Raw genomic sequence first — 15525 nt, 5'->3', positions numbered from 1 at the left:
CCCTCCGGCCGCCCCACCATCCCCAACAAGGTGCCGTGCGTGCAGAAGACGCCGGCGCTCTTCGGCAGGACCTGGTTTCGCACCCTCACCGTGGCCGGGGTGCGGGGTGTCGGCCGAGGAGTTCCGCGAGGCCCTGGCGGGTGGCGGCCAGGACGACGCGGTCCTGTGCCTTGAGTACGTAGCGGGGGTCGGTGTTCCACACCAGGCCCGGGGCGTGCTCGTCGTCCGGGGAGGGTGTGGTTGCCAGGTCGGGCATGCGCTCGACGGGGTCGGTGATGTCGAGGGCGACGACCCGCCACCGCCCTGGGTGGAACGCCTCGGCGACCGTGCGGCCCTCCAGTTGGGGGTGGCCTGCGACCTGGAGTGCGGCGAAGACCAGGACGCGGCGTTCGACGGGGATGGCGCCGAGGATCTGGCGGCCCATCATGGCTCCGGCGAACGCCGGGGCGGCCAGCGTGGTGACGCTGCGGCTGCGGGTGAGGGCCTGGGGGTGGGCGCTGCGCAGGGTGCGGTAGACGGCGGTGGCGAAGTCGTCGTCGTACAGGCGCAGGACCACCCGGAGGTTGGCCTTCACCGAGCGGGCGTACAGCGCGGCTTCCAGGTTGGTGGTGTCCGTGCTGGTGAGGGCGAGGAGGGCGTGGGCGCGGTGGACCTTGGCCGCTTCGAGGACGCCTTCGTCGGTGACGTCGCCCAGGACGACGGGTACGCGCAGGCGCCGGGCGAGCGTGATGCCGCGGGCTTCGGGGTCTTCTTCGACGCAGACCACGGGGATGTCGAGTTCGCGCAGCCGGTGCAGTACGCGCGTGCCGATCTTGCCGAGGCCGAGCAGGACGACGTGCCCGGAAAGACCGCGGGGCGGGCGTCGGAGCGCGGAGGCGCTGCGGAAGGTGCCGAGGGCTTCCAGGGCTGCGGCGAGCAGGACGGGCAGGAGCAGTAACCCGGCGAAGCCGGCGAGGAGTTGCAGGACTTGGCGGCCGGCTTCCGCGTCGGTCGCGGGGTCGTTGATGCCGAAGAGGTCGAGCAAGGTGATGTAGGCGGCGTGCAGGGGCGGATCGTCGGTGGTGATCCAAGAGGCGACCGCCAGAGCGACCACGCAGGCCATCAGGCCGAGGAGCGACCAGCGCAGCCTGCGGGAGAAGAGCTGACCGAGGGGCGCGGTTCGGCGGGCCAGGCGGCCCGGTGGCAGCGTCGGTCCGGTGTGGGACACGGTCTCCAGGACGATCGTTCCGCGGCCGGTGGCCATCGTCACAGCGCCGTCGTCGGGCAGGAGTTGAGGGCCCTCGTCACCACTGTTGTCCGAACCCTCCGCACCCGCCGGGTCGTTGCTGGTGGCGGAGAGCAACGCGAGCGTGCACAGCCCCGGTTCGGGGACCTCACCACGTCCGGAGGGCATGCGCTCCACGGCCCGCAGCAGGAGCCCGTCGGCCTGAACGACCTTGCTGGTTCCGGCGATCGCGGTTGCCGCGAGGGCCGGTGCTGCGGTGTCGGCGTCCGACAGCACGGTCGTGGAGGCGTCCAGGGTTGCGAGGTCCATGTCCGGGGCGGCGACGACGGCGGCCTGGTCGAGGAGCTCTTCGAGGTGCTGGCCGAGCTTTCGGTTGTAGAGCCTGATCACCAGGCGCAGACGGGGGTTGAGGCGGCGGGCCGCGAGAGCGACGCGGATGTTCGTCTCGTCGTCGTCATGAACGAGTGCGAGCGCCGCGGCGTGCGGGACACCTACTTCCTGCAGCGCGGAACCGCTGAGCTCTGCCGCCTCGACAACGCGCGGTGGGACCGTGCCTGTTGTTCTGCTACCGCTCACGACGGTACGTCCCATGACGGAAGACGACATGCGGCCGAGCAGCGCGGTGGCTCGGCCCAGGCCGGCCACCGGCTGGGACAGGTTGCCGGCCGAGGACGGCAGCACCAGGGTCACGCGCTCGCCGTAGACCTCGTGCAGCTCGGTGGCGAGGCGTTCGGCCAGCGCGTCGTCACCGCAGACAATCATGTGGCCTGCGACGGGACTTGACTGAGGTTGGCGCGGGAGTGCTGACACGGTGACGAAGAGTGCCCGAAGCCGCCGGCTGGTTCCATTGGGTGGCTTCGGGGCTCAGTCCATCGGTGCAAGGAGCGTGAGCCGGACCCGGAAGGTGCAGCCCTCGCCCGGGGCGGTGTCGAGCTCGATGTCGCCGCGGTGGGCCGTGACGAGGGAGTGCACGATCGACAGGCCGAGGCCCGCACCGGCACCGGTGGCGCGGCTGCGGGACGCGTCGGCGCGGTAGAACCGTTCGAAGACCCGCTGCCGTTCCTCGGGCGAGAGGCCCGGCCCCTGGTCGGCCACCTCCAGCACCGCGAGCCCGTCCTCGACGCCCACGCCGATCCGGATCGGCGTACCGCCAGGTGAGTGTGCGACGGCGTTGCCGACCAGGTTGGTGACGACCTGCCGCAGACGTTCCTCGTCCGCGAGCGTCGGGGCTGTGGAGGGCCTGCCGCCGCCCGGACCCGTGAGCGTGACCGGGCGGGTGGCGTCCAGGGCGCGTACGTCGTGCAACGCGTCGGCGGCCAGCGTGCGCAGGTCCATCGGGGCGCGCTCCAGCGGGAATGCGGGCGCCGGGCCGATCCCGACGGCCGGGCCCTGCGCCGCCTCGTCCAGGCGGGCCAGCAGGAGCATGTCCCCCACGAGGCGGGTCAGGCGCTCGGACTCCTCGGCGATGCGCGTCATGATGTGGTCCGTCTCCTGGCGGGTCTGCGAGGCGCCCATGCGGTACAGATCGGTGTAGCCCTTGATGCCGACGAGCGGGGTGCGCAGTTCGTGGCTGGCGTCCGCGAAGAAGCGCCGCATCCGCGACTCCGCCTCCGCTCGGGCGCGGAACGCGGTGTCGATCTGGTCGAGCATCCGGTTCAGGCAGGTGGTCAGCCGTCCCACCTCCGTCTGCGCACCGGCCGTCTCCGGGATGCGGTGCGAGAAGTCGCCCGAGGTGATGGCCTCCGCGGTCTCCTCGATACGGGTCAACGGCCGCAGCCCGGAACGCACGGCGAACCAGCCGACCAGGGCCAGTACGGCGAGCAGTGTCCCGCCGGCCGTCAGAGAGACGGTTCGGGTCTTCTGGACGGTGCGGTCCACTTCGTCCAGGGAGGTCGCGACGATGACGCTGCCGTTGCCGACCGGTTGGTCCGCCGACTCGATCAGCTGGTCGGGCCTGGTCAGCGCCACCACCCTCCAGCGGTGATCGCCGTCGCGTGCCGGGACGGTGAAGGGCTGCCCGGCACGGTCGAGTACGGCGTCCCGGTCGAGTTCCGGCAGCCGCGGCCCGCCCCCGGGAGCGGCGGTGGTGGAGTCGAAGGTGGTGCGGGGAACGCCCGCGTCGTCCACGTACGACACCGTGGTGTCCTCGAAGGAGCTCAGGACGCGCACGTTCTGGGGGGACTCCATGCCCGGCGGGGGTGTGATGCGGGCGGCGATCTGCGCCGTGGTCTGCAGGCGCGCGTCGACGCGCCCCTCCAGGTAGCCGTGGAGGGCGGTGTTGACGACGGCGCCCGCTGCGAGGAGGCCGGTGGCCACCAGGGCGGTGGCCAGGCACAGCAGGCGCATGCGCAGGGACATGCGCGCGAGGGCACGCCGAGCCTGTCCGGCCAGGAGGCGCCGGTTCCGGAGCGGTCCCGGCGCCTTCATGCCCGGGGCCCGCGCAGTACGTAGCCGATGCCGTGCACGGTGTGGATGAGTTTGGGCCCGGCCCGGTCCACTTTGCGGCGCAGGTAGCTGATGTACGTGTCGACGATGCTGGGGTCGCCGTCGAAGTCGTAGCGCCAGACGTTCTCCAGGATCTGGGACTTGGACATGGTCAGCCCGGCGTTGGCCATCAGGAAGTGCAGCAGGCGGAACTCGGTGGGGGACAGGCGCACCGGCTGCCCGGCCCGGGTCACCAGGTGTCCCTCGGAGTCCAGTTCGAGGTCGCCGACGACCAGGGTGTCGGACGGCTCGCCCTTGGTGCGGCGCAAGACCGCGTGGATGCGGGCGATCAGCTCCTCCAGGTCGAAGGGCTTGGTGATGTAGTCGTCGCCGCCCAGGGTGAGGCCGGCGATCCGGTCCTGGCGGTCGTCCCGGGCGGTGACGAACAGGACCGGTACGTCGCCGCCGACCCCCTGGCCGGCCTTGCGGGGCAGGGCGCGCAGCCGTCGGATCACCTCGAAACCGTCGATGCCCGGGAGCATCACGTCGAGGAGCACCAGGTCCGGAGGGCGGCGGGCCGCCATCTGCAGGGCCTCCTCTCCGTCCGCCGCTGCATCGACGTCGAACCCGGCGTAGCACAGGGCGGCCGGAAGGAGTTCGCGCACGGTCGGTTCGTCGTCGACGACGAGCAGGTGGCCCTTGGGCGAGGTGCCGCGGCTTGCCGCGCGGGCTGATGTCATGGCTGGTTCGTTCCGCTTCGGTATACGAGTTCGGCATACGGGGGCTTCGGCGCCCGTGGACCGGTCCGGCGGAGCAGGTGCCACCGACCCGGCGGGGCAGGTGCCACCGACCCGGCCGGACCGTTCCACTTCCACAGGTCATGTCGCGTGTCGGTCCCGGGGACGGGAGCTCGACTCCGAGGAAACCTCACGAACCTGTGTGTGGCCGCGGACGTGCCCGGACCCGCCACCCACCCGGCCGGACCGCCTGGAGACGGCTGCCCGCGTAGCAGGCGAGGCAGGCCAGGACGAAGCCGGTGAGCGCCGGGAGCCGTACGGAGCCGTCGAGCCCGGCGTCCATCCCGCCCATCTCGTTGCCCATGAGGGAGAAGCCGATCCCCGCCGAGACCTGCGAGACCAGGCCGAGGACCAGGACACCGAGGCCGACGGCGACACCGCCGCGCAGCGCGATCTCCACGTGGCGGCCCAACAGCGCCTTGGCTTCTTCGCGAGCCGTTCGGACCGGGGTGCGCGCGGCGGTGCGGTGGCCCGCGTACACGAGCAGACACGCCAGCAGTGTCAGGCCGATCAGCCACAGGGGAAGACCGGCCACGGCCTTGCTGCTCAAGTCGATCTGCTTGGACCCTTCCGCGGCACCGGAGCCGGTCGCTCCGCCGAGGCCACCGGCGCCGCCCATTTCCCCGGCGCCTCCGCCCATGCCGCCGAGGCCGCCGAGGCCGCCGAGACCGCCGAGGCCGCCCATCATGCCGCCGCCTTCGGGCTGCCGCCGCTCCATGCCGGCCTGCCAGGACGCGCCCAGGCCGGAGGTGAGGACGGCAGACAGCAGATTCGGGGCGGCCAGGAGCAGCGCCCCGGCCGCCTTCGCCGCCTGGTCGCGTCCGGTCGCCGCGGCCGCTCCGGCGAGGAGCGCGAGGAACAGGGCGACCGTGCACAAGGTGGTGAGGATTCCGGTCAGGGTCGAGGTGACCGGGTTCCACTTGAGGCGCGCCCTGCTGAGGGCCACGGGGCCTGGCAGGGACGTACGGCGGGCGGCCACACAGCCGAGGCCGATGACGAGTGCCACTTCGAGCACCGCGAGGAATCCGGTCAGCGCGATGTCCGTGGTGAAGTCGAGAGAGGGCACCCCGCCGCCCGTCAGCTTGCCGAGCCCACCGCCCGCGCCGCCGCCCTGGCCGAGCTTCTCCGACACGCTCTCGGGAAGGCTGAGCGAGCCGCGAGCCATGGACGCCAGTACGGGCACGAGCACGGCGGTGACGCCCAGCGCCCCGCCACTGCGGGCGATCAGCAGGGCCGGAGCCGGGCGCATGCGGCGGCGCAGCGGCCGGAAGAAGCACCAGCCGAGGACGGCAGCTCCCAGGAAGGTGAGCATCAGCGGCATCGCCCACACCTGACCGGCGATCCCGACGCTGAGACCACCGCCACCGCCGAGCATGTCGAGCATGCCTCCACCGGTACCGGTACCGGCACCGGCCTTTGGGGTGAGGGCGGCACTCAGGTCGATCTGCCCGCCGAAGGCGAGGCTGGTGACGGCCGGGACGAGCCGGGTCGGCGGCGCGCTGCCGTCGGCGCCGAGCGCGCGCAGCGCCAGGTACCCCGCGCCTGCCATGGCCGTGACGGCGGCGAGGACGGCAAGCCCTCCTTCGGCCGCGTGGCGCGCGGCGCCCCCGCTGGGCTTGAGCGAGGCGTCCGTGCTCCCCGAACTTCGCTTGTCCGTCGGCGAGTTGGGCGCCGGTCCGCCCTGCACTGCCGCGTGCGTCGTGGTCGTACGGCTCATGGGATCAGCGCACCTCGTACGGCTCGGCGGGGACGGTGGCGCTGTCCGGCGGCGGCAGGGCGGCGGGCGTGGAGTCGGTCGTGGAGTCGGTCGGCGAGTCGGCCGGGGAGTCGGCCAGGGAGTCGGCCAGGGAGGCGGCCGGGGACGGCTCGGTGTCCTGGAGGCGCTCGCCCTCCACGTCGACGTGCGGCACCCAGCGGTCCAGCCACCGCGGCAGCCGCCAGGCGCGATGGCCGAGCAGGGCGAGCACCGCGGGGACGAGGGTCATGCGGACGACGAAGGCGTCGAAGAGGACGGCGATCGCCAGGCCGAACCCGATGGTCTTCACCATCTGTTCGCTCGACCCCATGAACCCGGCGAACACCGAGATCATGATCACCGCGGCGGCCGTAACGACCCGGGCACTGTGCTCGAAGCCGCTGACCACGGCCCGTACGGGCTGCCGGTCCGCGACGTAGGCCTCACGCATCCGGGTCACCAGGAACACCTCGTAGTCCATGGCCAGGCCGAAGACGACGCCGACCATGAAGATCGGCATGATGGACATCACGGGCCCGGGCACGGAGACCCCGAACAGCGAGCCCAGCCAGCCCCATTGGAAGACCGCGACCACCGCGCCGAGCCCGGCGGCGATGGAGAGCAGGAAGCCGAGCGCGGCCTTGAGCGGCACCAGGATCGAGCGGAACACGGCGATCAGGAGCAGAAACGCAAGGCCCACGACGAGCGCGATGTAGGGCAGCAGCGCCTCGGTGAGCTTCTGTGAGACGTCGATGTTCATCGCGGTGGTGCCCGCGATCAGCACCTCGGCGTCCGCTCCCTCGGTCTCGGGCGACCGCAGCGTGTGGACGAGTCCGGTGGTCTCCTCGCTGCCGGGGGCCGTGGTGGGGACGACGGTGAGTACGGCGGTGTCCTTGGCGTCGTTGAAGCGCGGCGGCGTCACCGTCGCCACCCCGTCCGTCTCCTTGATCCGGTTGGCGGCGTTACGTGCGGCGGCCTGGGCGTCGCCGCCGTCGTCGGCCCGTACGACCGCGGTCAGCGGGCCGTTGAAGCCGGGGCCGAAGCCGTCGGCGAGCAGGTCGTAGGCGCGGCGCTGGGTCGTGGACGTCGGTTTGGACTCGTCGCCGGGCAGGCCGAGTTCGAGCGAGGCGGCCGGTACCGCGACGGCGATCAGGGCGGTGGCGCCGACCAGCAGCACCGCGAGCGGCCGCCGGGTGATGAAGCGTATCCAGCGCGCGGCCAGGCCGGGACGCGGCGCCGTCCCGGCCGGCTCGTCGTCCCCCCGGCGCTTGCGGCGGCGGGGGCGGGCCGCCTTGACGCGCTTCCCGGCGATGCCGAGCAGGGCGGGGATCAGCGTGACGGCGATCAGCACGGCCAGCGCGACGGTTCCGGCCGCGGCGAGACCCATCTGGGACAGCACCGGGATGCCGACGACGGGCAGCGCCGCGAGGGCGATCACCACGGTCAGTCCGGCGAACACGACCGCGGAGCCCGCCGTGCCCACGGCGTGCGCGGCGGCGTCCTCCCGGCCCCTGCCGCGGGCCAGCTCGTCGCGGTAGCGGGAGACGACGAACAGCGCGTAGTCGATGCCGACGGCGAGGCCCAGCATGGTGGCCAGTACGGACGTGGTCCCGCCCAGGTCGAGCGGCGCCGAGAGGACCTTGATCGCGCAGGTGGCGACGCCGACGCCGAGCAGCGCGGTGAGCAGCGGCAGCCCCGCCGAGATCAGCGCGCCGAAGGTGATGACGAGCACGACGGCGGCCACCGCGAGTCCGATGGCCTCCGTGGAGTGGCTGCCCGTGGCCGTCCCGGAGACCGCGTTGCCTCCGGCCTCGACCGTGAGGCCGGACGAGCGCGCCTCCTCCACGGTGTCCGTCAACGCCTTGCGCGAGGTGTCCGCGAGCTCGTTGACCGTCGCGCCGTAGGACACCTGCGCGTAGGCGGTGGTGCCGTCCTTGCTGACGGAGCCCGTGGTGAAGGGGTCGGTGACCCGCTCGACCTGCGGTGCCTCGCCGAGCGCCCGTACGGCGTCCTCGACGGCCTGCTTCCGGTCCGGGGCGGTCACCTTGCCGTCGTCGGCCTTGAAGACGACCCGAGCCGTGGCGCCGTCCGCCTTTATCTCGGGGAAACGGTCCTCCAGGAGGTCGTAGGCCTGCTGGGCCTCGGTTCCCGGCATGGAGAAGTCGTTCGGCGGCGCGGCGTCGGCACGGGAGGCGAGAACCCCTGCCCCTACGAGCAGTCCCGCCCACAGGACGGTGACCCACCACCTCCATCGGAAGGAGAACTTGCCAGTCTTATAGAGGAAAGCAGCCACAAGCGGCCCCCGGTCATATTGCCGATCAGCAGAACGGGGGCAAGAGTTGCATCTCCACTTGACCGGTTCCGGAGACATTCCTGGGAGTTTTCTGAGAGGGGTTTCCCGCACCCGTCTCCTTGCCGGAACCCGAGAATTCCGAAGCTTATGCGGAAGGAAGTCGGGACAGCGCGCCCGCGGCTGCGGACCGGTAGAGGTTCGTCGCCATCAGGCTGGATTCACGGGCGCCGCGGTCGGTGTAGAGGGCGGCCACTCCCTCGGCGATTACGGGGTTGTCGGGGGCCGCTTCCAGGGCGTAGTCCGCGAGATGGCAGGCCAAGGCCATGTTGCGGGGCGCGAGTTCGACGGCCCGGTCGAGCAGCCGGCCGGGACCCCCGCTGAGGGCGGCCAGCTCGGCCGCTACGTCCGCGCGCGGGGCCGGTTTGAGTTCGCTCGGCCGCCCGCTCCACCACCCGCCGTAGTAGCGGATGACATTGCGGACGATGAACTCGGCTTCGTCGTACACGGGTTGAAGCCACGGCGCCTCGGACCGCGGCAGTTCCACCCTGCGTACGACGTCGACGTGCGGGGGCGAGCCGTCTTCGAGCACGGCCAGGGTCCGCTCCACGACCTCCTCCAGGAAGGCGGCCGTGTCCTGAAGGATGCGCCGGACCAGCCTGGGGTCGTTCACGACGGGTCCGCCGTGGCCCGGGCACAGCGAGGCGGCGCCCGTCTCCGCCATGGCGCGCAGACCCGCCGCCCAGTCCCACGGATAGCGTTGCGCCTTCTGCGGGTTGCCGGCGTTGGGAACGCCCCAGATGATCAGGTCGCCGGTGCAGAGCACGCGCCGCTCGGGGCAGTAGATCCACGTGTGGTCGTCGGTCTCGCCCCGGCAGGCATGCAGCTCGAAGGCCGTTCCGCCGACGTCGAGTTCGAGGGAGTGCTGGTAGGAGCGCGTCGGCTCGTACGTGGGGAAGCCGAACCGCAGTTCCTCGCCCTGGAAGGTGGGATCGTCCTCCCGTCCGCCGAACTGGCGGCTGTTGACGGTCGCGTTGTGCCGCGGGCTGCGCTCGTACCGCGCGAACCTCTCGGCCATGCGTTCCTGCGCGACGACCTGCGGTGCGCCCTGGCCCTCGACGAGGAAGGATTCGAGGCCGAAGGCGTGGTCGATGTGGCCGTGCGTGTAGATCGCGGTGTGCACCGGCAGGTCGGTGCGGGTCCGGATGCGGTCGGCGATCCCGCCGGCGAACAGCCGGGCGCCCGTGTCGACGAGGACGAGGCCGCCGCGGGTGGCGAATGCCGTGACACCGGAGCCGAGGGAGGCGAACCAGGTGTCCGCTGCGACCTCGACCGGTCCGCCCGTCCAGAAGAACTTGGCGTCCTGCGGCGCCTGTTGGGCCGCTGACGTCCACTGACTTGCGGGGTTCTCATCCATGCGACGGGCTCCTCTGTTTTTGGTGCCAGGCCGGTCCTCCGACGGCGACCACGGCCGCGAGGGCGGCGGCGGTGACGAACGAGGCCCATGCGGTCAGCGGGTCGAGCAGCAGCTCCACGACCACCGCGGCCGCCACGAGCAGGACCTTGGTGACGACCAGCTGCCGCAAAGGCAGGTGCTGGGCGGCCGAGCGCCGCCTCAGGCGGCTGCGTACGAGGTGCAGGACGGGCGGTACGACCACGACGATCACGCACAGACGCAGCGCGTGCTCCCACAGCGGCATGTCCCTGCCGTACGCCCACGCCCCGCCGATGAGCAGCCCGGCGGCGGCATAGACGAGGCGCAGACCGGTCGTGGCCGGCTCGGGTCCCGGCGTCATCTGGAACTCCTCTCCTGTGACGCCCGGCCGTCACGGTTCACCGGCGGGCCGGGCGGTGGTCTCGGCCGTGAGCAGGCCGGTGACCGCGTCGATCAGCGCCACCACGTACGCATCCGGGTCCGACTCCGGGGCGGTGGCGGCTCCTTGAGGTCCTTCCAGATCGGCGAGGGCGGAGATGATCAGTTGGCCTGCCCACCTGATCCGGGGGCGCAGCAGCGGCTGGACCAGACCGGGGAGCCGGTCGGTGACCAGGCGCCCGACGGCCACCGCCTCTTCGAGCCCGCCCAGTTCCGGGAGGGCGGTGACATCGCGCCCGACGTAATCGAAGACGCGGTGCAGGAAGCGGACGTAGTAGCTGCCCGCGCTGGTCGCCTGCTCGGCCAGCGGGCGGACCAGAATCTCCACCAATTCCCTCGGGTCGCCGAGGCGTTCCCCGGCCTCGGCGGATTTCAGCATCGCGCCGCGCCTGGCATCGATGACGTCGAGTCGGTGCTCGAAGATGGCTCTGATCAGAGTCTCTTTGTTCTGGAAGTGGTATTTCGCCGCTGCCGTATTGCGCTGCCGTGCCTCGGAACTGACCTGCCGCAAGGAGGTCGCGTCGATTCCTTGCGTGGCGAACAGGCGCTCCGCGGCGAGCAGGATCTGCAGCCGGGTCGATGTCGATGTCGATGATTCCACGGTTTTCCCTCCCTCTGTGCGGAGATTAAACCGCGTGGTTTAATCTCCGTCAACGCCCAGTCGAACATCGCAGTCAGGAGACTCCCGTGTCCGATTCATCCGATTCATTCAGTGCGGCGTCCGCGCCTGCGGAAGACCGGTCCACCCCGGCGGACCGGCAACTGGGCCCAGGCGCCCATGCGTTGATGCGGCAGAACTTCGGCAACATCGGCAACGCGCAGTTCCAGCACATCGCGGCGCGCGAGGTCCCCGCGCCGCACCCGCCCCAGGTCGTCGAGGTCGCGCCCCGCACCTTCGTGATCCAGCCCGGCATGGCGAACGTCGCCCTGTTCGAGACGGACGAGGGTCTGCTCCTCGTCGACGCCGGCTGCGCGGGCGACGGCCCCGCACTCCTGCAAACCGTCCGCCGGATCAGCCGACTCCCGCTGCACACCGTGGTGTTCACGCACGGCCACGTCGACCACGCCTTCGGCCTGTGGGCGTTCCTGGAGGCAGGAGAGCGGCCCCGTGTCGTCGCCCACGAGAACCTGCCCGACCACCACGCCCGCTACGCGAAGACCGCCGGCCTGAACGCCGCGATCAACGGACAGCGCCCCGGCGCCAACGGCCGCAGCTGGCCGAGCGCGCCCGAGGACTTCGTCGTACCCGACATCACCTTCCGCGACAGCCTCGAACTCCGCATCGGAGGCGAGCGGTTCGTCGTGCGGCACGCCAAGGGCGAGACGGACGACGCCGCCTGGGTGTGGGCACCGCAGCGCCGGGTGATCGCCGCCGGGGACCTGGTCGTCGGCTATCTGCCCAACGCCGGGAACCCGCGCAAGGTCCAGCGGTACGCGGAGGAGTGGGCGGACGCAGCCGAGGAGATGGCAGCCCTCGGCGCGGACTGTGTGATCACCGGCCACGGCGACTGCGTACGAGGCTCCGACGCGATCCGCGAGGAACTGCTGACCATGGCCGCGTACCTCCGGCACATCGTGCGCCACGCGCTCGACGGGCTCAACGCGGGCCTGCGCCCGGACGAGATCGTGCAGTCACTTGCCGTCCCCGGGCACCTGGCCGCCCACCCGCGCCTGCAACCCGGTTACGACCGGCCGGAGTTCATCTGCCGCAACGTGATCCGGCGGTACGGCGGCTGGTGGGACGGCCACGCCGCGAACCTGCTGCCCGCACCGGTGGCCGCGCAGGCACATGAGATCGCCCAGCTGGCGGGCGGGGTACGGGCATTGGCGGCACGCGCCCGTGAACTCGCCGACTCCGACGTGCAGTTGGCCTGCCACATCGCCGAGTGGGCGTACCTCGCCGAGCCGCAGTCTCAGGCGGCGCAGGAGTGTTACGTGGAGGTGTTCGGGCGGCGCCGGGAGGCCGAGCCGTCGCTGATGGGGAAGCTCGCGTTCTCCGCACCGCACCAGCGCGTGGCCGCACAGCGCGCGACATCGGGCCGCTGAGCGCAGACGGCGTGGCCCGTGGCCCGTGTCAATCGGTGGCGGGAGCGGCTGGAGAGGGCGCGGTCCGGGCACCATCCCTCTCGCCCCGTGGCCGGTGCGCAGGTCCAGGGGCGACTACCCCTCGTCGCCCCACTGGGCCAACAGGTCGTCCGCGGACGGTTCCGCGGGGAACGCTTCCTCGGCGTGGGTGGGCTGTTCCGTCCAGATGACCTTGCCGCGGGCCGTGTAGCGGGTGCCCCAGCGTTCGGCGAATTGGGCGACCAGGAACAGGCCGCGGCCGCCCTCGTCCGTGGTGGTCGCGCGGCGCAGGTGGGGGGAGGTGCTGGAGCCGTCGGAGACCTCGCAGATCAGGCTGTTGCGGTCGTTCAGGAGGCGCAGCCGGACCGGGGGGATGCCGTAGCGGATGGCGTTGGTGACCAGTTCGCTCACCACCAGCTCCGTGGTGAACGCGGACGCCTCCAGGCCCCAGGCATCCAGGCGCCGGGTGACCTCGGAGCGGACGCGGCTCACCGCTGCGGGATCGCTGGGCACCTCCCACTCGGCGACCCGGTCCGGATCGAGGATGCGGGTGCGGGCGACCAGCAGGGCGATGTCGTCGGCGGGGTGCGGGGGAAGGAGGGCGTCGAGGACCGCCGTACAGGTCTGCTCGGGCGTCCCTTCCGCGTGGGTCAGCGCGGTGCGCAGCATCTCCAGACCCGTGTCGAGGTCCCGGCCGCGGTGCTCGACGAGCCCGTCGGTGAAGAGGACGAGCCGGGAGCCGACGGCGAGCGTGAGCTGTGCGGCCTCGAAGGGCAGGCCGCCGCCGAGGCCGAGCGGAGGGGAGACCGGGACGTCGGGGAACGTGACGGTGCCGTCCGGCCGCACCAGCGCCGGGCCCGGATGGCCGGCGCGCGCCATGGAGCACACCCCGGTGACCGGGTCGTAGATCGCGTACAGGCAGGTGGCGCCGGTGATGCCCGGGAGGTCGCTGCCCCCGGCGCCCGCGCCCGCGCCCGCTCCGGTGCCCGCTCCGGCACCCGCGCCCGCGCCCGCTCCGGCGCCTGCGCCCGCTCCGGTGCCCGCGCCCGCTCCCGCCCCCGCGTACTCCCCCGCACCCTCCTCCTGGTCGATGCGCGTGACCAGCTCGTCCAGGTGGCTCAGGAGCTCGTCGGGAGGCAGGTCGAGGGCGGAGAAGTTGTGCACCGCCGTACGCAGCCGGCCCATGGTGGCGGCCGCGTGCAGCCCGTGGCCGACCACGTCGCCGACGACCAGACCCACCCGGGCCCCCGGCAGCGGGATCACGTCGAACCAGTCGCCGCCGACCCCCGCCTGGGCCGGCAGATAGCGGTGGGCCGCCTCGACCCCCGACTGCTCCGGCAACGTGTGCGGCAGCAGGCTGCGCTGCAGGGTGACCGCCATCGTGTGCTCGTGGGTGTAGCGGCGGGCGTTGTCCACGGCCACCGCGGCCCGGGCGGTCAGTTCGTCGGCGAACGACAGGTCCTCCGCCTCGAACGGCTCCTGCTCGGAGCGCCAGAAGTTGGCCAGGCCGAGGATGATGCCGCGGGCGCGCAACGGTGCGGAGATCAGCGAGTGGACGCCGTGGTCGAGGATCTGCCGGGCCCGTTCCGGGTCCTGCGCCCGCCAGCCGTGGGCCGCGGCCAGGTCGGCCTCAAGCACCGAGCGAGCGCCCGCCAGGCCCACGGCCATCGGGGTCCCGGGCAGCCACGGGATCCGTTCGCCGACCGGGATGAACGGCGGAACGTCGCCGCGGCCCCGGATCGCGACGCGGCACATCACCAGTCCGGCGCCGACCGGCTCCTCGCCCCGCAGTACCGGATCGAGGAGCTCCACGGTCACGAAGTCCGCGAACCGCGGCGTGGCCACCTCGGCGAGCTCCTCGGCGGTGCGCACCACGTCGAGGGTGGTGCCGAGCCGCACCCCGGCGTCGTACAGCATGCGCAGCCGCTCCCGTGCCACCTCGGCACGGCCGGCCAGGGCGCGCAGCTCCGTGGTGTCCCGCAACGTGGCCACGCTGCCGGCCGGCCCGCCGCGGTGGTCGACCGGCCGCAGGTTGACCGCGAGCAGCCGCTCCCCGGCCAGGTGCACCTCGTCGGTGGCCGTCCGTCCGGACAGGAGCAGCTCGCCCGCGTCCGGGTCCAGACCGAGCTCGGCGACCGTGCGTTGCTCGGCGTCCGGGGGCAGGTCGAGCAGGCGGCGCGCCTCGTCGTTGACGAGCAGCAGACGCCCGTCGCCGCCGACGATCAGGACGCCCTCGCGCACCGAGTGCAGTACGGCGTCGTGGTGCTCGTACATCCGGGTCATCTCGGCCGGGCCGAGGCCGTGGGTCTGCCGGCGCAGCCTCCGGCTGACCAGGACGGAGCCGCCCGCGGCCAGGGCCAGGGCGCCGGCGGCGCCGCCCACCAGGAGCGGCAGCTGGGCGCCGGCCACGTCCTCCACCCGCTCGACGGTGATGCCCACCGACACGACGCCCGCGAGGGAGCCGTCCGGCCGGGTGACCGGCGCGGCGGAGTTCACGGTGGGGCCGGTGCTCGCCTGGAAGGTCTCGGTGTGCGAGCGGCCGGCCCGGGCCGCCGCGAGCACCTCCTCGTACGGGCCGACGACATGCTCGCCGATCAGGGCCGGGTCGGGGTGGGTGTAGCGGAGGCCGTCCGTGTTCCACACCACGAGGTAGTCCACGCCCGACCCCTTCCGGGCCTCCTCGGCCCGTGGCTGCAGTACGGCGCTGGGGTCCCGGGAGCCGAGCGCCGCGAGCATGCCGGGGGAGTTGGCGAAGGTCTCGGCGACGGCGAGGGTCCGGTGGCGGGCCTCGTCGGTGGTGTCCCTGCGGGCCTGCAGCAGCAGCGCCACGACCGTGGCGGTGATCAGGAGCAGCACGATCACGAGCTGCAGCAGGAACACCTGACCGGCGACGGTGCGCACGTTCAGCAGATTCCGCAGGCGTCGTACGTCCCGCTTGCGCGGGGACCGGGCGCCGCCCGCCGGGGACGGACCCGCCGGGGACGGACCCGCCGGGGACGGACCCGCCGGGGACGGACCCGCCGAGGACGGACCCGCCGAGGACGGCGGTCCCGACGTCCGGCGGAAGGGTCGACGAGCTTCCATGCTTCCAGTGTTCCCCCGCGGCGCTGCTTCCGT

At 72.5% G+C, this 15525-nt stretch carries 10 protein-coding genes; 1 reads left to right on the top strand and 9 read right to left on the bottom strand.

The features are described from left to right. Positions 1-85 precede the first annotated feature (85 nt). The 8 genes from QIS99_RS29580 to QIS99_RS29545 all read right to left on the bottom strand — a co-directional run bounded on the left by QIS99_RS29580 (position 86) and on the right by QIS99_RS29545 (position 10945). Positions 86-1987, bottom strand: a complete 1902-nt coding sequence (locus QIS99_RS29580) for a potassium channel family protein (protein ID WP_282516794.1) — start codon at positions 1985-1987, stop codon at positions 86-88. Positions 1988-2089: 102 nt separating this feature from the next. After that, positions 2090-3583 carry a sensor histidine kinase gene (locus QIS99_RS29575; protein WP_282516793.1) on the bottom strand — a complete coding sequence of 498 codons (1494 nt, stop codon included), beginning with the start codon at positions 3581-3583 and terminating at the stop codon, positions 2090-2092. 65 nt (positions 3584-3648) lie between these two features. Then, positions 3649-4389 carry a response regulator transcription factor gene (locus QIS99_RS29570; RefSeq protein ID WP_282516792.1) on the bottom strand — a complete coding sequence of 247 codons (741 nt, stop codon included), beginning with the start codon at positions 4387-4389 and terminating at the stop codon, positions 3649-3651. Positions 4390-4576: 187 nt separating this feature from the next. Next, the gene (locus tag QIS99_RS29565; protein ID WP_282516791.1) at positions 4577-6163 is read right to left on the bottom strand and encodes a streptophobe family protein; all 1587 of its coding nucleotides are present in this window, start codon (positions 6161-6163) and stop codon (positions 4577-4579) included. 4 nt (positions 6164-6167) lie between these two features. Next, complete coding sequence (locus tag QIS99_RS29560) at positions 6168-8474, bottom strand: MMPL family transporter (protein ID WP_282516790.1); 2307 nt, start codon at positions 8472-8474, stop codon at positions 6168-6170. A 145-nt stretch (positions 8475-8619) separates the two neighbouring features. Further along, the gene (locus QIS99_RS29555; protein WP_282516789.1) at positions 8620-9888 is read right to left on the bottom strand and encodes an alkyl sulfatase dimerization domain-containing protein; all 1269 of its coding nucleotides are present in this window, start codon (positions 9886-9888) and stop codon (positions 8620-8622) included. Further along, positions 9881-10267: a hypothetical protein gene (locus QIS99_RS29550; RefSeq protein ID WP_282516788.1), complete on the bottom strand. Its 387-nt coding sequence runs from the start codon at positions 10265-10267 to the stop codon at positions 9881-9883. The genes QIS99_RS29555 and QIS99_RS29550 overlap by 8 nt, the downstream gene beginning before the upstream one ends. A gap of 30 nt (positions 10268-10297) precedes the next feature. After that, positions 10298-10945 (bottom strand): TetR/AcrR family transcriptional regulator, encoded by a 648-nt coding sequence (locus tag QIS99_RS29545; protein ID WP_282516787.1) that lies wholly within the window; start codon positions 10943-10945, stop codon positions 10298-10300. A gap of 185 nt (positions 10946-11130) precedes the next feature. Between QIS99_RS29545 and QIS99_RS29540 the strand changes: the two genes are divergently transcribed. Then, positions 11131-12390, top strand: a complete 1260-nt coding sequence (locus QIS99_RS29540; protein WP_282516786.1) for an alkyl sulfatase dimerization domain-containing protein — start codon at positions 11131-11133, stop codon at positions 12388-12390. Between the two features lie 114 nt (positions 12391-12504). On the opposite strand, the gene QIS99_RS29535 is transcribed toward QIS99_RS29540, so the two are convergent. After that, complete coding sequence (locus QIS99_RS29535) at positions 12505-15318, bottom strand: SpoIIE family protein phosphatase (RefSeq protein ID WP_408909660.1); 2814 nt, start codon at positions 15316-15318, stop codon at positions 12505-12507. Positions 15319-15525: the final 207 nt, after the last annotated feature.

It is taken from the genome of Streptomyces solicavernae (genome assembly GCF_029968095.1).
Taxonomy (GTDB): Bacteria; Actinomycetota; Actinomycetes; order Streptomycetales; family Streptomycetaceae; genus Streptomyces; species Streptomyces solicavernae.
The sequence above is the reverse complement of the archived record's forward strand: the minus strand, read 5'-3'. Positions and strand labels throughout refer to the sequence as shown.